Below are 19,973 nucleotides of genomic sequence, written 5' to 3' on the forward strand. Positions count from 1 at the left end.
GTGGTCAGAGGGGGTGTTCGGTGTAAAACCGCCCGCCGTGGAAGAGCAAGGGGGACGCGCCCATTCGGTGGCTGCAGCGTTCGACCTCGCCCACAAAAATCACATGGTCGCCTTCTTCGTAGCGGCTGCGGTTGAAGCACTCGAAAGTGGCAGCTGCGCCCTCCAGCAAGGGGGCGCCACCGGTACCCGTGGCGAATGCCACACCGGCGTACCGGTCGCCCTGGCGGGCAGCGAATTGGCGGGCCAGCTCCTGCTGCTCGGCACCGAGAATGTTGATCGCGTAGTGGGAGCCCGTGCTGAAGGCAGCCATCGAGCCCGCCGTGCGAGCCAAGCTCCACAGCACCAGTGGGGGGGAGAGTGACACCGAGTTGAACGAGTTGGCCGTCAACCCCACCAGGCTGCCGTCGGGTGCACGGGCCGTCACGATGGTCACACCCGTGGCAAACATGCCCAAGGCCAGGCGGAATTCAGCGGACGAGAAATTGGGCGGCACCGCGTGCTGCGGCGAGGGGGGCAACGACATGCACGCAATTTAACTGGTTTTTGCAGCCTCCTGCGGTCGCCAGTGCTGAAAACTCCTGTAACCTGCGCGCCCTACAATCCGGCTTATGCACATTCGAACCCTGCTGGCCTGTTGTATTGCTATCGTTTCAATAGCTGCTCGCGCAGATATGGCGAGGGCTTGTGCCGATTATTCTTCCAAAATTCCGAACGTGAGCCCCGGCATGTGCGAGGCGGCGGCGCTGCATGACATGCAGGTGCGATCAGTGCAGGGACGTACGCTGTGGGGACGTGACATCCAGCCGGCAGACGCCAACTTCCGCGTGCTGGTGGTGGGCGGTATCCATGGCGACGAGATGGCTTCGAGCTCGCTGGTTTTCCACTGGATAGGCTTGGCCCAAACCCCGCCGTCGGACATGGCCCTGTCTGTGCACTGGCGCTTCATTCCCGCACTGAATCCCGATGGCCTGTTTGCCCGGCCCTCACGCCGTACCAATGCCAACGGCGTAGACCTGAACCGCAACTTTCCCACACCCAACTGGGCGCGCGATGCCCGCGAGTATTGGGAAACGCGCACCAAGCGCGACCCGCGTCGCTGGCCTGGCAACAAGCCGCTGTCTGAACCCGAATCGCGCTTCCTGCTGGAGCAGATGGACAGCTTCAAGCCCAACCTGATTGTCAGCGTGCACGCGCCCTATGGCGTGTTGGACTTTGACGGCCCCTCGGTGCCTCCCAGCAAGCTCGGGCGCTTGTACCTGGACCAGGTCGGCATTTTCCCGGGGTCGCTGGGCAATTACGGGGGCATCCACAAACGTGTACCGGTGGTCACCATCGAGTTGCCCAGTGCCTCCCGTATGCCACAAGAGGCTGAGACGCGACAAATGTGGATGGATTTGCTGCGCTGGACCACCGACCGGCTGGGGCCGGCCCACGTGGCTGCTACGCAGTAGGGTTCAGCGGTTGGGCTGGGCTGCGCCCAGTTGGGCGCTGGCTTTTTCCAGCCAAATCTGCAGGTTGTCCAGCAGGCCTTGCTGGCTGAACGAGCAACTCTCTTCCGAAAACATGGCGCTGGATTCCAACCGGTCCATGAGCTGCAGCAGCACCTCGCGGTAGCGAGGCCCCAGTGCGTCCAGCAGGGCGTGCTGGTTGCGCGCCAGGTCCGACAGGCCGTGCGCACCCAGGCTGCCACTGCGCAGCTGGGCCAGCCCTGTGTGCAGGACCTCCCATTGCTGTTGTGCCAAAGTGGTCACGGTGTGTCAGTGGCCGAGGATTTTGGACAGGAAGTCCTTGCTGCGGTCGCTCTGCGGGTTGTTGAAGAACTCGTGCGGCGTGTTCTGCTCCACGATCTGGCCCTGGTCCATGAAGATCACGCGGTCGGCCACGGCCTTAGCAAAGCCCATTTCATGGGTCACGCAAATCATGGTGATGCCCTGGTTGGCCATTTCGATCATCACGTCCAGCACTTCCTTGATCATTTCGGGATCCAGCGCCGAGGTGGGCTCGTCGAACAGCATGATCTTGGGCTTGAGGCACAGGGCGCGTGCAATCGCCACGCGTTGCTGCTGGCCGCCGGAAAGCTGCAGCGGGTACTTGTCAGCCTGGTTGGCAATGCGCACGCGCTCCAGCTGCTGCATGGCCTTTTCTTCGGCTTCCTTCTTGGGTATCTTGCCCACCCACATGGGCGACAGTGTCAGATTCTCCAGCACCGTGAGGTGGGGGAACAGGTTGAACTGCTGGAACACCATGCCGACTTTTTTGCGTACGTCGTCAATGGCTTTCACATCGTCGGTGAGTTCCACGCCATCCACCGTCAGGTGGCCCTGCTGGTGCTCTTCCAGGCGGTTGATGCATCGGATCAGCGTCGACTTGCCAGAGCCGGATGGGCCGCAGATCACGATGCGCTCGCCCTTGGTCACGGTCAGGTCAATGTCGCGCAGCACGTGGTAATTGTTGCCGTACCACTTGTTGACTTTGTTGAAGGTAATGATGGGTTCAGACATATTCGTTCCTTAGCGGAGTTTGCTCTTGTTGACTTGCTTTTCAATCCACAGGCTGTAGCGCGACATGGAGAAGCAAAAGCCGAAATAGATCAGGGCGATGAACAGGTAGCCCTCGATCTTGAAGGGGCGCCAGTCCGCATCCGAGTTCAGGGCCAGGCTCATGGAACCCGTGAGTTCATAGAGGCTCACGATGGTCACCAGCGAGGTGTCCTTGAAGGTGGAGATGAAGTTGTTCATGATGCCGGGCACCACCATGGCCAGGGCTTGGGGCAGCACGATCTTGCGCTGGGTTTGCCAGTAGCTCAGCCCCAGCGTGGCGGCAGCTTCGATCTGCCCCTTGGGCAGGGACTGCAGGCCACCGCGGATCACCTCGGCCATGTAGGCTGCTGCGAACAGTGTGATGCCAGCCAGCACCCGGATCAACACGTCGATGTTGAATCCCTGCGGCATCAACAGCGGGAACATGAAGGACGCCATGAACAGCACCGAGATCAGTGGCACGCCGCGGATCAGCTCCACATAGATGGTGCAAAAGCTGCGAATGGCGGGCAAGGTGGAGCGGCGGCCCAGGGCAATGAGCAAGGCGATGGGGAAGGCCATGGCCATGGACAGGGAGGACAGCAACAGGGTCAGCGGCAAGCCACCCCAGCGGTCCGTGTCCACACGGCTCAGGCCCAGCACGCCGCCGTACATCACTACGAAGAAGAAGGCCAGTACGGCAATCCAGGCCAGGCCCAGCCAGGCTTTCCAGAACATGCGCATGCAGCTGATGACCAGCAGGCTCAACAGCAGCAGGGTGGAGACCAGCGGACGCCACTGTTCTTCAAACGGGTAGCGGCCAAAAATGATGATGCGGAATTTCTCCACCACCACGCCCCAGCAGGCGCCAGCGCCCTCGGCATGGCAGGCGTCAAAGTTGGGTACCCATACGGCGTGGACCAGCGCCCAACCCAGCAAACGGGGCAGCAGCGTCAGCAGCAGCGCGCCGATGACCACAGTGCCCAGCGTGGTCTTCCAGTCGCCAAACAGGTTGGTACGAATCCATGCCACCAAGCCTTCCGTTTTGACGGGAGCGGGGCGCGCGGCAATGGGTTGAAAAGTAGTTGCGCTCATGTGCGTCCCTTAACGTTCTTTGATGGCAGAGCGGGTGTTGTACCAATTCATGCTGATCGAGGTGAACAGCGAGGTGCTCAGGTAGACCAGCATGATGATGGCGATGCATTCCACGGCGCGTCCGGTCTGGTTGATCGCGGTGTTGGCGATAGACACCACATCGGGATAGCCAATGGCCACGGCCAGCGACGAGTTTTTGGTCAGGTTCAAAAACTGGTTGGTGACGGGCGGAATGATCACGCGCAGAGCCTGCGGCAGCATCACCAGGCGCATGGTCTGGCCACGGCCGAGACCCAGGGCTGCAGCAGCCTCGGATTGGCCCAATGCCACGGACTGGATACCACCTCGCACCACCTCGGACACAAAAGCCGCCGTGTAGATGGTCAGGCCCAGCAGCACCGAGAGGTACTCGGGTGTGAGCGCGCCACCATTTTCAATGGCAAAGTCGCCTTGCACCGGCATGTTCATGGCGGTCGGGGCGCCACCCAGCAGCCATCCCACAACGCCCGTACCTACGACGATGGCCACTGGCACCCAGAACATGCTCTTGGGCTTGCCGGTTTTTTCAAACGCGCGGTAGGCGTAGCGGCGGTAGGCCCAGGCCAGCCCCACACCCAGCAGCAGTCCCCACGCGCCCCAAACGTGGCCCGTGGCCCACTCGGGGATGGGGAAATTGATGCCGCCCTTGCTCAAAAAGAACGGACCGACCACCAGGGGTTCGTTGGAGGCCGGCAGCACCTCGGTAAACATCAGGTACCACATCAGCAGTTGCAGCAGCACCGGGATGTTGCGGAAGAACTCCACATAGGCGGTGCACAGGCCGCGAATCAGGGCATTGCGCGAGAAGCGGCCCACGCCGATCAGCGTGCCCAGGATGGTGGTGAGAATGATGCCCACCACGGCCACGCGCAGCGTGTTCACAAAGCCGACGAGGTAGGCGCGCCAGTAGGACTCGCCCGAGTCAAAGGCAAACAGGCTTTCACCAATGTCAAAGCCCGCGGGGTTGGACAGGAAATCAAAGCCGCTCTGGATGCCACGCAACTTCATGTTGGTGGTGGTGTTGTGGGCCAGGTACAGCACGGTGACCAGCACTACCACGACGGCAATGATCTGGTAGACCAAACCACGGAATGCCTGGCTGCGCCAGGACCATGATTTCTTGGGAGGAGAAGAGGGTGTGGACATGTCAGCCCTTGTAGTCACAGAGAATTCGCTCAACCAGTTGAAAAGGGCAGCGCATGGTGTCTGCGGCTGCCCTTTTGCGGTGCGAAACGCTGGATCACAGCGCTTCGCATGGCCTCTTTAACGGACAGGAGGCGCGTACTGCACGCCGCCCTTGTTCCACAGGTTGTTCAAACCGCGTGGCAATTGCAGGGGCGACTTGGGGCCCACATTGCGTTCAAAGATTTCACCGTAGTTGCCGGTGGTCTTGACGGCGCGTGCCAGCCATTCCTTGTCCAGACCCAGCAGCTTGCCGGTGTCTTCGGTGGAGCCCAGCAGGCGGCCCACCACGGGGTCTTTGCTATTGGTTTTCAGGTCATCCACGTTGGCGGAAGTCACGCCGTACTCTTCGGCTTCCAGCAGACCGTAGATCACCCATTTCACAATGGTGGTCCACTCGTCATCGCCGCGGCGCACCAAGGGGCCCAAGGGTTCTTTGGAGATCAGCTCGGGCAGGATGATGTGGTCAGCGGGGTTCTTGGCCACCTTGTTGCGGGTGGATGCCAGGCCAGATGCGTCGGTGGTGTAGGCCACGCAGCGGCCAGCGAAGTACGCACCTTCAGCAGCTTCCAGTTTTTCAAACACAATGGGCTTGATGCCCAGGCCATTGGCCTTGGAGTAGTCGGTCAGGTTTTTCTCGGTGGTGGTGCCGGACTGCACGCACACGGTCTGGCCCTTGAGCTGCTTGGCGCTCTTGAGCTTGCTCTTCACAGGCACCATGAAGCCTTGACCGTCGTAATAGGTCACGGCGGTCTGGGTCAGGCCCAGAGAGGCATCGCGGGTCAGCGTGAAGGTGGTGTTGCGGGACAGGATGTCGATTTCACCAGACTGCAGCGCTGTGAAGCGGGCCTGCGCGTTCAGGGGAACGTACTTGACTTTTTCGCCATCACCCAAGGTAGCGGCGGCCACTGCACGGCACACGTCCACATCCAGGCCGGTCCACTTGCCGTTGGAATCCGCTGCACCGAAACCTGCCAAGCCAGTGTTCACACCGCAGACCACTTGGCCACGCGCCTTGATGGCGTCCAGTGTTTTGCCCGCGTGGGCGGGGGCTGCGATCACAGCACCCAGTGCGGCCACTACGGCTGCCAGGGTTTTCAGTTTCTTGATGCTCATAAGTCATTACTCCAAATAAATGAATCAGCAGGGTGCACCAGAGTGGTGTTTGCGCCCGTTTCTGACGCTGAACTTTAGCGTCGCTCCCAAGGCGGGATCATCGGGGTTTACCATCGAGCAGCATGCAAAAAAGTAATAACCTAATTCTTGCGCGCGCCGCTCTGCAGTGAACCCGTAAAGCAGAAAGCATGCCACGGGCCTGCAGTGCGGCAACGGGGTACAGGGCTTTAGCGCTTTCGTACAGACGATCGGGTTGCATGTCCGGATGAGGTTGGTCGCTGCGGTGACAGGTGTGTTTTTCAAGCCGTGCGGGTTCACGTATCGTGCACGCACAACGATACGGAGACACGGCACCATGAACCCCCACGCGCACCACGCGGTGTGGCCCAAGCGGCTACCCAAGCAGATCACCATTCCCGCCACGTCCCTGTGGGACAACCTCGCCACCAATGCACGCCGCTACCCCGACAAGGCGGCGCTGATTTTCTTTGGCCGTGTCATCACCTACGCGGAGCTGGCCGCACAAGCAGAGCAGGTCGCTGCCTGGCTGCACGCCCAGGGCGTGGCCAAGGGTGACCGTGTGCTGCTCAATATGCAGAACTGCCCCCAATTGGTGGCCGCGCACTTTGGCATCTTGCGGGCCAACGCGGTGGTGGTGCCGGTGAACCCCATGAACCGGGCCGAAGAGCTCAAGCACTACATCACCGACCCCGATGTGCGCGTGGCCATCACCACCGCCGACCTGGCGCCCGAGCTGGCCCGCGCCAGCGATGCCTTGCCGCAGGCCCAGCGCCTGCAGCACCTGCTGGTGACCCAATTCACCGACGCCTTTGACCCGGCCGCAGGGGACGATGCGCCACCCCCGGCCTGGACCGACTGGCTGCTCACCCGCCATGCCTTGCCCGCATTGGCTGGGGGCCAAGTGCAGGCCTGGGGGGATATGCCGAAAGACGCCACGCCGCCCCCGCTGGAGACCGGTCCGACCGACCTGGCCCTGCTGCCCTACACCAGTGGCACCACCGGCCTGCCCAAAGGCTGCATGCACACGCACGCCGGCATCATGCACAACGCGGTGGCCAGTTCCCTGTGGGGTGGTGCCACCATGCAGACGGTGACGCTGATGGTGGTGCCCATGTTCCACATCACCGGCATGGTGAGCCTGATGCACACCAGCATCTACATCGGCGCCACCATGGTGCTGATGCCGCGCTGGGACCGCGAGCTTGCCGGCCAGCTCATCTCGCGCTGGCAGGTCAGCAGTTGGACCAATATCCCCACCATGGTGATCGACCTGATGGGCAGCCCCAACTTTGCAAGCTTCAACCTCTCCAGCCTGCTCTACATCGGGGGCGGTGGTGCCGCCATGCCGCAGGCCGTGGCGCAGCGCCTGTGGGAGCAATACGGCCTGCGCTATGCAGAGGGTTATGGCCTGACGGAAACCGCTGCGCCCAGCCACAGCAACCCGACGGACAACCCCAAGCAGCAGTGCCTGGGAATTCCCTTCATGGGGGTGGACGCCCGCGTGGTGGACCCCGAAACCCTGCAAGACCTGGAGGTTGGGGAGCAGGGCGAAATCGTGGTGCATGGGCCGCAGGTGTTCCAGGGCTACTGGAAGAACCCGGACGCTACGCGCGCCGTGTTTTTTGAACGCGAAGGCAGGCGCTTCTTCCGCACCGGCGACCTCGGTCATGTCGATGCCGAGGGCTACTACTTCATCACCGACCGGCTCAAGCGCATGATCAATGCGTCGGGCTTCAAGGTCTGGCCGGCCGAGGTGGAGGCGCTGATGTACCGCCACCCCGCGGTCCAAGAGGCCTGCATCATCTCCACGCAGGACAACTACCGCGGCGAGTCGGTCAAGGCCGTGGTGGTGCGCCGTGCCAGCCATGCCAGCACCACCGAGGAAGACATCATCGCCTGGTGTCGCGACACCATGGCGGTGTACAAGGTGCCACGCGTGGTGCAGTTTGTCGACGCTCTGCCCAAGAGCGGCGCCGGCAAGGTCATGTGGCGCCTGCTGCAGGACAATGAACGCCGCTCCCCCACCTGATCGACCGAGGAATCCCCATGTTTGAAACCGCTATCGCCGGCAGCCTGCCCAAACCCTCCTGGCTCTCGGAAACCGAAAAACTTTGGCCGCAGTGGAAGCTGGCCGGCCCCGAGCTGCAGCAGGCCAAGGCCGATGCCACGCTCTTGTGGATCAAGGAACAAGAGGACGCCGGGCTGGACGTGGTGGGCGATGGCGAGCAAAGCCGTCAGCACTTTGTGCACGGCTTTCTGGAGCAGGTGGACGGCATCGACTTTGAGAACAAGGTCACCATGGGCATCCGGAACAACCGCTACGACGCGCAGGTGCCCCAGGTGATTGCCGCGCTGCGCCTCAAGGGCCGTGTGCATGCGTTTGAAGCGCAGTTGGCCCGCGCCCACACCAAGAAGAAACTCAAGTTCACCTTGCCCGGCCCGCTGACGATTGTGGACACCGTGGCGGACCGCTTCTATGGCGACAAGAAGAAAATGGCGTTTGCGTTTGCTGAGTTGCTGAACCAGGAAGCCCTGGCCCTGCAGGCTGACGGCGTGGACATCATTCAATTCGACGAGCCGGGCTTCAACGTCTATATGCAGGACGCGGTGGACTGGGGTGTGCAGGCGCTGGAGATTGCCGCGCGTGGCCTGACCTGCACCACCGCCGTGCACATCTGCTACGGCTACGGCATCAAGGCCAACAACGACTGGAAGGAAACGCTGGGCCAGGAGTGGCGCCAGTACGCGCAGGTGTTCCCCGCGCTGGCGGCCAGCAGCATCCAGCAGGTGAGCCTAGAGTGCTACCACTCGCACGTGCCGCCGGACCTTATGGCGCTGCTCAAGAACAAGGATGTCATGGTGGGTGTGATCGACGTGGCCAGCGATGTGATCGAAACGCCTGAGCAGGTGGCTGACACCATCGGCGTGGCGCTGCAGCACGTGCCCAAGCACCGCATCTTCCCCTGCACCAACTGTGGCCTGGCCCCTATGAGCCGCGAGGTGGCGGTGAAGAAGCTCGAGGCGCTGGCCCAGGGCGCGGCGCTAGCGCGCCAGCGCTACGGGGCTGGCGCATGAGCGCAGGCGCCGCCTTGCCCGCGGCGGCACCGGACAGCGTGGGTTTTGATGCGGACCGCACCGCGCACGTGTTGCAAGTGCTGGAGCGCGAAGTGGCCAAGGCCCGGCTGCCGGGCGCGGTAGCGCTCATCGCCCGCCATGGCCAGGTGGTGTTGCACCGTGCCGTAGGCCAGCAAAATCCGGCGGACGGCACGCCCATGGCGCTGGATAGCATCTTTCGCATCTATTCCATGACCAAACCCCTGGTCTCGGTGGCGGTGATGCAATTGGTGGAACGCGGACAACTGCTGCTGAGCGACCCCGTGGCGCAGCACCTGCCCGCGTTTGCCCATGTGCCCGTGGCCACGCAGGTGAATGGTGAGATGGTGCTGCAGCCGCCCAAGACGCAGCCCACGGTGCAAGACCTGCTGCGCCACACTTCGGGCCTCACGTACGAGATTTTGGGCAATGACCCCATCCAAGTGCAATACGCCAAAGCGCGCCTGGGATCACGCGAACACAGCAATGCCCAGTTTGCCCAGGCGCTGGCGCAAATTCCCTACCGCTTTGAGCCCGGCACCGTGTGGGAATACAGCCGCGCTACCGATTTGCTGGGGGCGCTTATCGAAGTGGTCAGCGGCCAGGCGCTTGGCGCTTACCTGCAGCAACACATCCTCGCCCCCCTGGGCATGGTGGACACCGCCTTTGTGGTGCCCCCCGCGCAACACCACCGCATTGCCGAACCTTTTGCGCACGACCCGGACGGTGGCGTTCCCATGCGCCTGATGGACATCCGCAAGGCCGCGCCCATGGAGGCGGGCGGTGCTGGTCTGGCGTCCACGGCCATGGACTACGCGCGCTTTCTCCAGTGCCTGCTGTCCGGTGGCGCAGCGCCTGCGGGCCCGCGCATCCTGAGCCCGTCCACCGTGCGCACCATGACGGCAGACCACCTGGGGAGCATCGAGCCCTACCGTGCAGGCCGCTCTGGCGAGCTGCTGCCGCCCGGCCACGGCTTTGGTCTGGGCTTTGCCGTGCGCACGCACGAGGGCGTTGCCTCCATGGCTGGTAGCAAGGGCTTGTACTACTGGGGTGGCATTGCGGGCACCACCTTCTTTGTGGACCCGGCCAAAGACTTCTTCGCCATCCTGATGACGCAGGCGCCCAACCAGCGCGACTACTACCGGCCTCTGTTCCGAAACCTGGTGTACGCGGCGCTGAACGACTGAGCCCCCTTTGGGCACCGGGCAGGGTGGCTTAAGGATTAAATAGGCCTCTAGCCCCCGTGGAATATGCGCAGGTAGCTACCAAAAAAGTAGCAAGCCGCGCACCCGCGAGTCTCAGCCCTTTGCCACTTCCAGCACCAGCTTGCCAAAGTTTTCGCCGTTGAACAGCTTGAGCAATGTCTCCGGGAAGGTCTGCAGGCCCACCACCACGTCTTCCTTGCTCTTCATGCGGCCGTCTTTCAGGTAGCCAGCCATTTCGGCCACGGCCAGGTGGTAGCGGTCGGCATAGTCGAACACGACGATACCTTCCATGCGGGCGCGGTTCACCAGCAGGCTCAGGTAGTTCTTGGGGCCCTGCACGGCGGTCGTGTTGTTGTACTGGCTGATGGCGCCGCAGATGATGATGCGGGCCTTGCGGTTGATGCGGGCCAGCACGTCGTCGAGGATCTCGCCGCCCACGTTGTCGAAGTAGATGTCCACGCCCTTGGGCGCGTGTTCCTTCAGACCTGCGCGCACGGCGCCGGGGCCGGCCTTGTAGTCAATGCACGCGTCAAAACCCAGCTCCTTCACCACCCAGTCGCATTTGGCAGCGCCGCCGGCAATGCCCACCACGCGGCAGCCCTTGATCTTGGCCATCTGGCCCACGGTCTGGCCCACGGCACCGGCCGCGCCAGACACGACCACGGTCTCACCGGCTTGGGGCATGCCCACGTCCATCAGGCCAAAGTAGCCGGTCATGCCGGGCATGCCCAGCACGTTGAGCCACTGTGTCAGCGTGCCGGCACGCAGGTCGATCTTCACCAGACCGTTGCGCTTCATCTCGTCCTGGGCGATGGTGATGTATTCCTGCACGCCAAAGCCTGCACTCACGTAGTCGCCCACGGCGTATTGGGGGTTCTTGCTGGCCACCACCACGCCCACACCGCCGGCGCGCATGACTTCGCCAATGCCCACGGGCGGGATGTAGCTCTTGCCTTCGTTCATCCAGCCGCGCATGGCGGGGTCAAGGCTCAGTGCCAGGGTCTTGAGGGTCACACCGCCCTCAGCCGGTTCGGCCACGGGTTCGGTGGTGTGACTCCAGTTGGCCGCGGTGGGCATGCCCACGGGGCGGGCTGCCAGGCGAATCTGGTGGTTGACGAGGTTGACGAGGTTGGCGAGGGACATGGAGGGCTCCTGAAAAAGGGGCGACGGGCACCGCGTGCCAGCCGGGAGCGCATCGTAGCGCCGGCCCTGCGGGCGCGGGGTAGCCAAGGTGACAAACGGCTGGGGTGCTGGCTCTAATCGCCGCAACTGCCCCCGCAGCCTTGGATTGCCTGGGCGGGCAAGCGGTCGGGCTGGGTAATGGCGCCCGTAGCCGGGTCATAGCCGGCCGAGCGCAGGTGCAGAGCCAGCGAGGCGTCCATGCTCTGCGCATGCTGTGGAAACCACAAGCCCAACTCACGTGCCATCTGGCGCACCACATCCAGATCGCCCGCATGGCCACGCGCTTCGCCCTCGCGCATCACCTGCAGGATGACCTTGTGTTGTGTGGCGTGGCAGTTGCCGGCAGCGAAGCCGGTGTCCTGCATCCATTGGTCTTCGCGGTCAAAGTGGTTCTGCGTGTGCGCGATCAGCGCGACCCAGCGGGGCAGCAGCAGTGCGTCCGGGGCCTGCACGACGTCGGCCAGCAGTGTCACAAACTCTTGGTGGGTGGCATCCATCAGCGGCATGTCCAGGGACAGGGCATCGCTCCACTGCAGGGGCGCGGGAGTGAACGGGGGCGGGGTCAGGGTGGCGGTCATGGGGCACTCTCCAAAGGGGTGCGTCAGAGTAGCCCGCAGCGGCCCCGGCGGCATTGACCCACATCAGGCAGCGTGCACTCTTCTGGGTTGATAATGCCTCGCAGCCGAACCTGCGGCGCCCTCTGTGCTTGTTGCCAACATGACCATTTCCTTTCCGCCCCCCGCCATTGCCGATCCCCATGCGCTGGATGCCACTTTGCAACGCCAGGGCTATGCAGTGCTGGCTGCGGAGCAGGTCGGGACTCTGGCCGCGATCAATTTGGCAGCCTTGATGGCCTGGCGCCCGCTCTGGGGCGATCTGCCTCCCGACGCCTACCTGCGCGATGGTGGCCGCTACCGCCGCCGCCGCCATAGCTGCTTTGTGGTTCAGGGCTCTGCGGTAACCCAAGCCCCCCATCGACCCCACTGGCAGCCCGTGGCTTACAACGCCTTGCATGGAGGCATGCAGCGCCACTTTGAACCCATGCAGCCGACTATGGTCAGCCAGCCGGTCTGGCAGCAGTTGCTGGCCTGGCTGGGCCAGGTGGCCAGTGCGCTCAAAGGCCAGCACACCTGGTACGCCGAAGCGCACCAGTTCCGTATTGACACCACCGACGGCATTGGCCGCCCCACGCCCGAAGGTGCGCACCGTGATGGCGTGGATCTGGTGGCCGTGTTCTTGGTGAATCGTGAGGGCATCAAAGGCGGGGAGACCCGCGTGTTTGATGCGGCCGGCCCCAACGGCCAGCGCTTCACGCTGACGCAGCCCTGGTCCTTGTTGCTGCTGGACGATGCGCGGGTCATCCACGAATCGACACCCATTCAGCCTGAGGCGGAGGGCGGGCACCGCGATACCCTGGTGGTTACGCTGCGCAGTGGCGGTTTTCAGGGCGACGCGGAGAGCTGAACCCATGATGTCCTGTTCGCCCGAAGAGCTGCAGAAGAAAGGCCAGGAGTTGCTGGCCAAGTGGCAGGCTTGCCAGGCCCAGCCGGGCTTTGACGGGCTGGTGGAATTTGCGGTCACCGTCTCCAGCCTCACCGAATTTTTGGAGGCGCGCGGTCTCTCGGGCTTGCACCAGAGCGCCCATGCGTTGGAGCAAAAGGTGCTCTCGCTGTTTGACCAGACCTCGGCGGGGTCGGCCTTGGGAGCCGAGGCCTTGCAGGCACTGAGCCAGCAGGTGCAGGAGTTTTTGGACCGTGCCCAGGCGTTTGCCCGCGGCCAGGTGGCCCCGGCAGAAGAACGGCGCAACCAGCCCGACGCTCCGCAGACTGCCAGCTTGGTACCCGTGCACAAAGTGGCGTTTGTCACCACCCAACCGGCACCTTGGAAAGACCTGGTAGCCCAAGTGGGGTACTTCAACGTGCAGGTGGAGTTGTTTGCCACAGTGCAGGCTTTGCCAGCTGCGCCCGAACCCTCCATCGTGCTGGTGGATGCGGTGGGGCTGGCGCTGCCGGACTTTGTCGCCCGAGTACAGGCCCTGCGCGGGCAGTTTTCGGCCAGTACCATCATGGGACTGAACCTGGGCAGCGATTTTGAAAGCCTGCAGCACGCGCTGGGTGCGGGCTGTGATGCCTGCTTTGCAGCGGGAACCCAGCATTCGGCCATCATCGCGCGCATCATCAAGCTGTGCAGCAATGAGCAGGAGCCGCCTTACCGCGTGCTGGTGGTGGAAGACTCCAAAACCGCGGGTGCCCTGATTCGGCGCACCTTGTCAGAGAGTGGCATGGAGTCGCTGGCCATCACGCGCCCGCAGGAGGTGCTGACCGCGCTGGCCCAGTTCCAGCCCGATCTGGTGCTGATGGACATGTACATGCCCGGTTGCACGGGGGTGGAGGTGACGCGCGTGATCCGCCAGCACGCCGAGTTCTTGTCCACGCCGGTGGTGTACCTCTCGGGGGACAGTAACGTCGCGCTGCAGGTGGATGCCCTGCGCCTGGGCGGCGACCACTTCCTGACCAAGCCCTTCAACCCCGTGATCCTCAACGCGGTGGTGAAAAGCAAGATCGACCGCTACCGCACGCTGCGCCGCACCATGCTGCACGACAGCCTGACCGGCTTGTTCAACCACACCACCTCCAAGCAGCATTTGCAAGCCGCCATCAACGCGGCGCGCCAGCAGGGCGGCCAGCTCTGTGTGGCCATGATAGACATCGACCACTTCAAGGCGGTGAACGATACCTACGGCCACCCCATGGGCGACCAGGTGATCCGCAACGTGGCCTGGTTGCTTCGGCAGCGCGTACGCAAAACCGATTCGGTGGGGCGCTATGGGGGCGAAGAGTTTGTGGTGCTGTTGCCGGGCTCGAACGCGCAGCAGGCACATGCCGTGTTGGACCGCATTCGCACAGACTTTTCGCACATTCGGCAACCGGTGGAGGATGGCTGGTTCTCCTGCACCTTCTCTGGCGGCATTGCGCAGTGGAATGCCGACCTGGACGCCGAGGTCTTGCTCAAGCGCGCCGACGAAGCCCTCTACCTGGCCAAGCGCGCGGGCCGCAACCAGGTGGCCCTGGGGACCGCCTAGCAGGCAGTTGCCAGGGCTGCGCCGGGGGTCAGCAGGCGCTGTACCAACTCGCGCACGGTTTTGATCTGGCTGCCAAAAGGCAGCTCACCCGCACCGCGGAAGAACAGGCCCTTCTTGGTGTCGCCGCGCAGGGCTGCGGCCAGCTGGTTGTCGATGCAGAACTGGCCCCAGCCCGGCAGACCATCGCGCAGGCCGCACTGGGCCAGGCAGTCAAAGCTTTTGGTGCAGCGTGTCTTTGCGTGGGCGACCGCTTGCAGCTTGGGCTCAATCTTCAGGTAGGCGCGCAGCCATGGGGTGCCCACGGCCCGTGCGGGCAGGCCCGCCACGCTGGTGAATTCCACCATGTCTTCTTGGCGGGCCTCGGCCAGCACGCGCTTGAACTCTGCGTGTGCATCGCTTTCTTCGGTGACGGCGAATGCCGTGCCCAGTTGCACCGCGTCTGCTCCCAGTGCTTGCAGGCGCGCAATGTCCTCAAAGCTGCGGATGCCGCCAGCCACGATGAGCGGGATGTGCTGCTCGTAGCCCGCGTCCTTGAAGAACTGGCGCACCTGCGGCACCACGGTTTCAAAGTCGAAGCGCGGGTCCTGCAGGTCGGCAATCTTCGCTGCGCCAAGATGGCCGCCGGCTAGTCGCGGGTGCTCGATGACGATGGCGTCGGGCAGGCGCTTTTTGCGCTCCCATTTCTTCACCAGCAATTGCACGCCGCGTGCATCTGACAAGATGGGTATCAAGGCCGCCTTGGGGTGGTCCTGGGCCAGGTCCGGCAGGTCCAGCGGCAGGCCCGCGCCCACCACCACCGCGTCGATGCCGCACTCCAGCGCCCGCTTCACGTTGGCGGCGTATTCACTCACGGCGCGCATGACATTGATCGCAAGCAGGCCGTGCCCACCGGTGCGTGCCCGTGCGGCCGCTATTTCGCGGCCGATGGCCTCCAGGTTGGCCTGGTTGATGCCAGCCTTGGCTGCTTCGCCTGGTGCGAGTTCCCGCGTTTGGTCCATCAAATCCTCGTGGTGTCGCCGCAGGTCCACGCTGGAGAGCGTGCCGACCCCACCCAGTGCGGCCACGCTGCCAGCTAGCCGGTTACCCGAGATCCCGATGCCCATGCCACCCTGCACGATGGGCAGCAGCGTACGCCCGGCCAGGCGCAACGATTGCAGGCCACTTTGGCGCAGCCAATCACTGGAATCAGGGGGTAAATACGGGGATTCAGTACTTGCGTAGATCATGGTCTGCTCTAAGATGGGGCATTGTTAGCGGGTCACACAGCTTAGGGCGCGGCCGCGGGCAGTGCTTTGAGTTGGGTCAAGTTGACCGACAATCGGGAGTTGGACTCCGTTCACTACAAAAAAATAGGTAGACACCGAGAATGAATGCACTTGTGCAAAGTTTGGCGAAGATGAGCGGTCTGCGTGACCGTGACGCGCTGGACTTCGCCTTGGTGCAACTGGTGCTCGAATGCAGCGACGGCGCTGTGCAGTCCGCCTGCTTGGTGCGTGTGGTCGGGGAGGGGGATGACCGCCGCTGCCTGACGCTGGCACGGTTGGAGGTCGGGCAGGACCAGCCCACACGGGATGTGGTCTGGACCGACTGGACGCTGCTTCCCCATGTGACGGATTACCCCATGCGCCAGCAGGCGCTGGAGCGTGTACGTGCCGTCCATTCCAAGGCCGCTCCGTTTACCGGTGTGTTGCCGCTGCCAGGGGTGCCGGGCGCTGCTGCGTTGCTGGAGATCACTTCCACCCACACCTTGAGCGACCACACGCTGGATTTGGTACAAGGTGTGTTGCAAACATACAACAATTTATTGGGCCTGTTGGACTATGGCGAAAAAGACGCCCTGACCGAGCTGTTGAACCGGAAAACCTTTGACGGCGCCTTTTTCAAGGCCACGGCCGATCACCGTACGGACGACGACAACCAGGGCCCTGACCGCCGCGTGTCCTTGCCCGATGAAGGCGTATGGCTGGCCGTGCTGGACATTGACCACTTCAAACGGGTGAATGACAACTTTGGCCATCTGATCGGCGACGAAGTGTTGCTGTTGCTGGCGCGGTTGATGCGTGCGAGCTTCCGGTTCCATGACCAGCTGTACCGCTTTGGAGGTGAGGAGTTTGTGATCCTAATGCGCTGCGACAGCGTGGACCACGCCCACGCCGCTTTGGAGCGACTGCGCCAGCGGGTGCAGGAATACGCCTTTCCGCAGGTAGGCACGATCACGGTCAGTATCGGCTGCTCGGTGCTGCTGCCCAATGACACGCCCAGCGGTGCGTTTGGCCGGGCTGACAAGGCGGTCTACCACGCCAAGGAGCACGGCCGCAACCAGGTTTGCAACTACCAATCGTTGGTAGCGTCGGGCATGATCGTGGAGCAGGCCGCCGAGAGCATGGATGTGGACCTGTTCTAGACAGGCCCACGGAACGTAGCCTTAGCGCGTGCGCTCAAAAATGGCGGCAATGCCCTGGCCGCCGCCAATACACATAGTCACCAGCGCGTAGCGGCCATTGACGCGTTCCAGCTCGTACAGCGCCTTCACGGTGATGAGTGCCCCGGTCGCTCCGATGGGGTGACCCAGTGAAATGCCGGAGCCATTGGGGTTGACCTTGGCCGGGTCCAGGCCCAAGTCACGCGTCACGGCGCAGGCCTGCGCCGCAAAGGCTTCGTTGGCCTCAATCACATCCAGGTCGTTCACGGTCAGGCCCGCCTTTTTCAAGGCCAACTGCGTGGCAGGCACCGGGCCAATGCCCATGTACTTGGGGTCCACGCCGGCATGGGCGTAGGCCACCAGGCGGGCCATCGGCTTTAAGCCACGCGCCTTGGCAGTGGCCGCGTCCATGAGTACCACGGCTGCCGCGGCATCATTGATGCCGGAGGCGTTGCCCGCAGTCACTGTGCCGTTTTCCTTCAAGAAGGCGGGCTTGAGCTTGGCCATGTCGGCCAGCGTTGCGTTGGCGCGGAAGTGTTCGTCTGTGGCGTAGGCCACGTCGCCCTTCTTGCTTTTGAGCATGACGGGCAGGATCTGGCTGGTGAAGTAGCCGGCCTCGGTGGCTTTCTGGGCACGCTGGTGGCTTTCCACGGCCAGGGCGTCCTGCTCTTCGCGGCTGATGCCCCATTTGGCGGCAATGTTCTCTGCCGTCACACCCATGTGGATGGTGTGGAAGGGGTCGTGCAGGGCGCCAATCATCATGTCCACCATCTTGGTGTCGCCCATGCGGGCGCCCCAGCGCATGTTCAGGCTGGCAAAGGGCGCGCGGCTCATGTTTTCGGCGCCGCCGCCAATGGCAATGTCGGCATCGCCCAGCGCGATGGTCTGTGCCGCGTTGACGATGGCCTGCAGGCCCGAGCCGCACAGGCGGTTCACGTTGTAGGCCGGGGTGCCTTCGGCGCAACCGCCGTTGATGGCTGCCACGCGGCTGAGGTACATGTCCTTGGGCTCGGTGTTGACCACATGGCCGAACACCACGTGGCCCACGTCCTTGCCATCCACGCTGGCGCGCGACAGCGACTCGCGCACCACTTGGGCGGCCAGTTCGGTAGGGGGAATGTCTTTGAGGCTGCCGCCAAAGGTACCAATGGCGGTGCGCACAGCGCTGACGACGACGACTTCACGGGACATGGAGGGCTCCTGTTGGCAAATACATGCCATCTTACGACCGGGAGATGCCATAGATTGTTCACACATTTGACACAAGACTTGCCTAGTCTCAGGGGGTAAACACCCGCCCATTCAGGAGTAGCCCGTGAGTTCCAGTGAAGACGAATTGATCCGCCGTATCCAGAGCGACATGCTGGACAGCTACGACGAAGAGCTGGAAATGGAGTTGGACGATGGCGCCCCACGTGACCTGAGTGCCGACGCCCGCGTGGCGCGCCGTACCTATTTCAAAGAACTGTTCCGCATGCAAGGTGAACTGGTCAAGCTGCAGGACTGGGTCGTGAAAACAGGCCACAAGGTGGTGGTGATTTTTGAAGGGCGCGACGCGGCCGGCAAGGGCGGCGCCATCAAGCGCATCACCCAGCGCCTGAACCCGCGCGTGTGTCGCGTGGCGGCATTGCCAGCCCCCAACGACCGCGAGCGCACGCAGTGGTACTTTCAGCGGTATGTGAGCCACCTGCCCGCGGCGGGCGAGATCGTGCTGTTTGACCGTAGCTGGTACAACCGCGCCGGGGTCGAGCGCGTCATGGGCTTCTGCAATGACGAACAGTTGGAAGAGTTCTTCCGCACTGTGCCCGAGTTTGAAAAAATGCTGGTGCGCTCGGGCATCCAGGTCATCAAGTACTGGTTCTCCATCTCGGATGAAGAACAGCACAGCCGCTTTCTGGGGCGCATCCACGACCCGCTGAAGCAGTGGAAGCTCAGCCCCATGGACCTGGAGTCACGCGCCCGCTGGGAAGACTACACCCGCGCCAAGGAAGTGATGCTGGAGCGCACCCATATTGCCGAAGCGCCTTGGTGGGTGGTGCAGGCGGTGGACAAGAAGAAGGCCCGCCTGAACTGCATTCACCACCTGTTGCAGCAGATGCCTTACGAAGAAACCGAGCACCCGCCGGTGACTTTGCCACAGCGGGTGCGACACGACGACTACGAGCGCCAGCCGGTGCCGCAGGACATCATCGTCCCTGAGGTCTATTAGCCACGCACGTCTGCCACGGGCTGGTCGCCAAAGTCGCTGCGTGCAAGGTAGGCCAGCACGCGCCGCGCCGCTTCCTCGGGCGAGGTGAGTTGCTGTTGGCGGTGCAGGTCTGCGAAGCTGCCGTGGTCTGGAAACTGCGCGGCATCGGCGCTGCGCAGTTGCAGTTGCATGTCGGTGTCAATCACCCCGGGCGCCAATGCGCACACCCGGGCCCCATGGGCCTGCAAGGCTTCATCCAAGGCCAGGCAGCGTGTGAAGTGGTCCATGCCCGCCTTGGCGGCACAGTAAGCGGCCTGGGAGGCCATCGCACGCCGCCCCAACCCTGACGAGATATTGAGCACCTTGCGTGGCAGCGTCCAGTGGCGAGTGGCGCCCAGAAACGCAGCGGTCAGCAGCATGGGGGCCTCCAGGCCGACCCGCAGCGCTTGGACCAGGTCAACAGGGGCCGCATCGCGCAGCGGCACCAGCGCGGGAATGACGCCTGCGTTGTTGATCAGTGTCGCGCTGGCCAGTGTCCCTGGCCGTTGCTGCGCCAGCCAGACGCCCAACTGCGCGGCGGCGGTCGCGCCATCTGCCAGGTCGAGCGGCCATTGCACCATTGTGGCGCCCAGGTGTTGGGCCAGTTCGGCCAAGGCGGGATTGGTTTGGCGGGAGATGCACAGCAGCAAGGCTTGGGGTGATAGCAATTGCTGGGCCATGGCCAGACCCATGCCACGGGATGCGCCGGTGAGAATGGTGAGGTGGTGTTGCATGGGCGGTGTCAATCAAACAGATGAGGGCTGCACTTTAGCGTGACCGGCGTAATATG

The 19,973-nt window shown here is 63.3% G+C and carries 19 protein-coding genes; 8 read left to right on the forward strand and 11 right to left on the reverse strand.

Features of this window, described 5'->3' with window-relative positions; genetic code table 11:
- Positions 1 to 4: 4 nt before the first annotated feature.
- Positions 5 to 523 (reverse strand): flavin reductase family protein, encoded by a 519-nt coding sequence (locus tag AC07OE_RS01625; RefSeq protein ID WP_495068815.1) that lies wholly within the window; start codon positions 521 to 523, stop codon positions 5 to 7.
- Positions 524 to 713: 190 nt separating this feature from the next.
- Between AC07OE_RS01625 and AC07OE_RS01630 the strand changes: the two genes are divergently transcribed.
- A complete protein-coding gene (locus AC07OE_RS01630) occupies positions 714 to 1,451 on the forward strand; it encodes a M14 family murein peptide amidase A (protein ID WP_495068816.1) in 738 nt (245 codons plus the stop codon).
- Between the two features lie 3 nt (positions 1,452 to 1,454).
- Here AC07OE_RS01630 and AC07OE_RS01635 read toward each other — a convergent pair whose 3' ends face one another.
- The 5 genes from AC07OE_RS01635 to AC07OE_RS01655 form a co-directional block, all read right to left on the reverse strand.
- Positions 1,455 to 1,751 carry a hypothetical protein gene (locus AC07OE_RS01635; protein WP_495068817.1) on the reverse strand — a complete coding sequence of 99 codons (297 nt, stop codon included), beginning with the start codon at positions 1,749 to 1,751 and terminating at the stop codon, positions 1,455 to 1,457.
- A 6-nt stretch (positions 1,752 to 1,757) separates the two neighbouring features.
- Positions 1,758 to 2,501, reverse strand: a complete 744-nt coding sequence (locus AC07OE_RS01640) for an amino acid ABC transporter ATP-binding protein (RefSeq protein WP_495068818.1) — start codon at positions 2,499 to 2,501, stop codon at positions 1,758 to 1,760.
- A gap of 9 nt (positions 2,502 to 2,510) precedes the next feature.
- On the reverse strand, positions 2,511 to 3,614 hold the full coding sequence (locus AC07OE_RS01645) for an amino acid ABC transporter permease (protein WP_495068819.1): 1,104 nt from the start codon (positions 3,612 to 3,614) through the stop codon (positions 2,511 to 2,513).
- A 9-nt stretch (positions 3,615 to 3,623) separates the two neighbouring features.
- Entirely contained in the window at positions 3,624 to 4,799 is a 1,176-nt protein-coding gene (locus tag AC07OE_RS01650; protein ID WP_495068820.1) for an amino acid ABC transporter permease, read from the reverse strand.
- A 117-nt stretch (positions 4,800 to 4,916) separates the two neighbouring features.
- Entirely contained in the window at positions 4,917 to 5,951 is a 1,035-nt protein-coding gene (locus AC07OE_RS01655; protein ID WP_495068821.1) for an amino acid ABC transporter substrate-binding protein, read from the reverse strand.
- Positions 5,952 to 6,306: 355 nt separating this feature from the next.
- On the opposite strand from AC07OE_RS01655, the gene AC07OE_RS01660 reads away from it, so the two are divergent.
- From AC07OE_RS01660 to AC07OE_RS01670, 3 genes are read left to right on the forward strand one after another with little or no spacing between them, the layout of a single operon-like run.
- Positions 6,307 to 8,001 carry a long-chain fatty acid--CoA ligase gene (locus tag AC07OE_RS01660; protein WP_495068822.1) on the forward strand — a complete coding sequence of 565 codons (1,695 nt, stop codon included), beginning with the start codon at positions 6,307 to 6,309 and terminating at the stop codon, positions 7,999 to 8,001.
- Positions 8,002 to 8,018: 17 nt separating this feature from the next.
- Positions 8,019 to 9,047: a methionine synthase gene (locus tag AC07OE_RS01665; RefSeq protein WP_495068823.1), complete on the forward strand. Its 1,029-nt coding sequence runs from the start codon at positions 8,019 to 8,021 to the stop codon at positions 9,045 to 9,047.
- Positions 9,044 to 10,252 (forward strand): serine hydrolase domain-containing protein, encoded by a 1,209-nt coding sequence (locus tag AC07OE_RS01670; protein ID WP_495068824.1) that lies wholly within the window; start codon positions 9,044 to 9,046, stop codon positions 10,250 to 10,252. The genes AC07OE_RS01665 and AC07OE_RS01670 overlap by 4 nt, the downstream gene beginning before the upstream one ends.
- 111 nt (positions 10,253 to 10,363) lie before the next feature.
- Here the strand turns inward: AC07OE_RS01670 and AC07OE_RS01675 are convergent, their stop codons facing one another.
- On the reverse strand, positions 10,364 to 11,413 hold the full coding sequence (locus tag AC07OE_RS01675; protein WP_495068825.1) for an NADP-dependent oxidoreductase: 1,050 nt from the start codon (positions 11,411 to 11,413) through the stop codon (positions 10,364 to 10,366).
- A 113-nt stretch (positions 11,414 to 11,526) separates the two neighbouring features.
- Complete coding sequence (locus AC07OE_RS01680; RefSeq protein WP_495068826.1) at positions 11,527 to 12,030, reverse strand: hemerythrin domain-containing protein; 504 nt, start codon at positions 12,028 to 12,030, stop codon at positions 11,527 to 11,529.
- Between the two features lie 139 nt (positions 12,031 to 12,169).
- Here AC07OE_RS01680 and AC07OE_RS01685 point away from each other — a divergent pair, with 139 nt between their 5' ends.
- The gene (locus tag AC07OE_RS01685) at positions 12,170 to 12,916 is read left to right on the forward strand and encodes a 2OG-Fe dioxygenase family protein (RefSeq protein WP_495068827.1); all 747 of its coding nucleotides are present in this window, start codon (positions 12,170 to 12,172) and stop codon (positions 12,914 to 12,916) included.
- 4 nt (positions 12,917 to 12,920) lie between these two features.
- Positions 12,921 to 14,534: a GGDEF domain-containing protein gene (locus AC07OE_RS01690; RefSeq protein WP_495068828.1), complete on the forward strand. Its 1,614-nt coding sequence runs from the start codon at positions 12,921 to 12,923 to the stop codon at positions 14,532 to 14,534.
- Here AC07OE_RS01690 and AC07OE_RS01695 read toward each other — a convergent pair.
- A complete protein-coding gene (locus AC07OE_RS01695; RefSeq protein ID WP_495068829.1) occupies positions 14,531 to 15,760 on the reverse strand; it encodes an NAD(P)H-dependent flavin oxidoreductase in 1,230 nt (409 codons plus the stop codon). The two genes, AC07OE_RS01690 and AC07OE_RS01695, sit on opposite strands and share 4 nt — an antisense overlap.
- Positions 15,761 to 15,900: 140 nt before the next feature.
- Here AC07OE_RS01695 and AC07OE_RS01700 point away from each other — a divergent pair, with 140 nt between their 5' ends.
- Positions 15,901 to 16,938, forward strand: coding sequence for a GGDEF domain-containing protein (locus AC07OE_RS01700; RefSeq protein ID WP_495068830.1), 1,038 nt, complete (start codon positions 15,901 to 15,903; stop codon positions 16,936 to 16,938).
- A gap of 21 nt (positions 16,939 to 16,959) precedes the next feature.
- Here the strand turns inward: AC07OE_RS01700 and bktB are convergent, their stop codons facing one another.
- Positions 16,960 to 18,147 carry a beta-ketothiolase BktB gene (bktB, locus tag AC07OE_RS01705; protein WP_495068831.1) on the reverse strand — a complete coding sequence of 396 codons (1,188 nt, stop codon included), beginning with the start codon at positions 18,145 to 18,147 and terminating at the stop codon, positions 16,960 to 16,962.
- 169 nt (positions 18,148 to 18,316) lie between these two features.
- Here bktB and ppk2 point away from each other — a divergent pair, with 169 nt between their 5' ends.
- Positions 18,317 to 19,165: a polyphosphate kinase 2 gene (gene ppk2, locus AC07OE_RS01710; RefSeq protein WP_495069126.1), complete on the forward strand. Its 849-nt coding sequence runs from the start codon at positions 18,317 to 18,319 to the stop codon at positions 19,163 to 19,165.
- On the opposite strand, the gene AC07OE_RS01715 is transcribed toward ppk2, so the two are convergent.
- On the reverse strand, positions 19,162 to 19,917 hold the full coding sequence (locus AC07OE_RS01715) for an SDR family NAD(P)-dependent oxidoreductase (protein WP_495068832.1): 756 nt from the start codon (positions 19,915 to 19,917) through the stop codon (positions 19,162 to 19,164). The genes ppk2 and AC07OE_RS01715 overlap by 4 nt on opposite strands.
- Between the last annotated feature and the right edge of the window lie 56 nt (positions 19,918 to 19,973).

The organism is Rhodoferax sp. GW821-FHT09E07, from assembly GCF_059416145.1.

Excerpts from the sequence above, each read along its gene's own strand:
- AC07OE_RS01625 (WP_495068815.1), bottom strand. The coding sequence starts at position 523 with ATGTCGTTGCCCCCCTCGCCGCAGCACGCGGTGCCGCCCAATTTCTCG.
- AC07OE_RS01640 (WP_495068818.1), bottom strand. The coding sequence starts at position 2,501 with ATGTCTGAACCCATCATTACCTTCAACAAAGTCAACAAGTGGTACGGC.
- AC07OE_RS01645 (WP_495068819.1), bottom strand. The coding sequence starts at position 3,614 with ATGAGCGCAACTACTTTTCAACCCATTGCCGCGCGCCCCGCTCCCGTC.
- AC07OE_RS01650 (WP_495068820.1), bottom strand. The coding sequence starts at position 4,799 with ATGTCCACACCCTCTTCTCCTCCCAAGAAATCATGGTCCTGGCGCAGC.
- AC07OE_RS01655 (WP_495068821.1), bottom strand. The coding sequence starts at position 5,951 with ATGAGCATCAAGAAACTGAAAACCCTGGCAGCCGTAGTGGCCGCACTG.
- AC07OE_RS01660 (WP_495068822.1), top strand. The coding sequence starts at position 6,307 with ATGAACCCCCACGCGCACCACGCGGTGTGGCCCAAGCGGCTACCCAAG.
- AC07OE_RS01665 (WP_495068823.1), top strand. The coding sequence starts at position 8,019 with ATGTTTGAAACCGCTATCGCCGGCAGCCTGCCCAAACCCTCCTGGCTC.
- AC07OE_RS01670 (WP_495068824.1), top strand. The coding sequence starts at position 9,044 with ATGAGCGCAGGCGCCGCCTTGCCCGCGGCGGCACCGGACAGCGTGGGT.
- AC07OE_RS01675 (WP_495068825.1), bottom strand. The coding sequence starts at position 11,413 with ATGTCCCTCGCCAACCTCGTCAACCTCGTCAACCACCAGATTCGCCTG.
- AC07OE_RS01680 (WP_495068826.1), bottom strand. The coding sequence starts at position 12,030 with ATGACCGCCACCCTGACCCCGCCCCCGTTCACTCCCGCGCCCCTGCAG.
- AC07OE_RS01685 (WP_495068827.1), top strand. The coding sequence starts at position 12,170 with ATGACCATTTCCTTTCCGCCCCCCGCCATTGCCGATCCCCATGCGCTG.
- AC07OE_RS01690 (WP_495068828.1), top strand. The coding sequence starts at position 12,921 with ATGATGTCCTGTTCGCCCGAAGAGCTGCAGAAGAAAGGCCAGGAGTTG.
- AC07OE_RS01695 (WP_495068829.1), bottom strand. The coding sequence starts at position 15,760 with ATGATCTACGCAAGTACTGAATCCCCGTATTTACCCCCTGATTCCAGT.
- AC07OE_RS01700 (WP_495068830.1), top strand. The coding sequence starts at position 15,901 with ATGAATGCACTTGTGCAAAGTTTGGCGAAGATGAGCGGTCTGCGTGAC.
- bktB (WP_495068831.1), bottom strand. The coding sequence starts at position 18,147 with ATGTCCCGTGAAGTCGTCGTCGTCAGCGCTGTGCGCACCGCCATTGGT.
- ppk2 (WP_495069126.1), top strand. The coding sequence starts at position 18,317 with ATGCTGGACAGCTACGACGAAGAGCTGGAAATGGAGTTGGACGATGGC.
- AC07OE_RS01715 (WP_495068832.1), bottom strand. The coding sequence starts at position 19,917 with ATGCAACACCACCTCACCATTCTCACCGGCGCATCCCGTGGCATGGGT.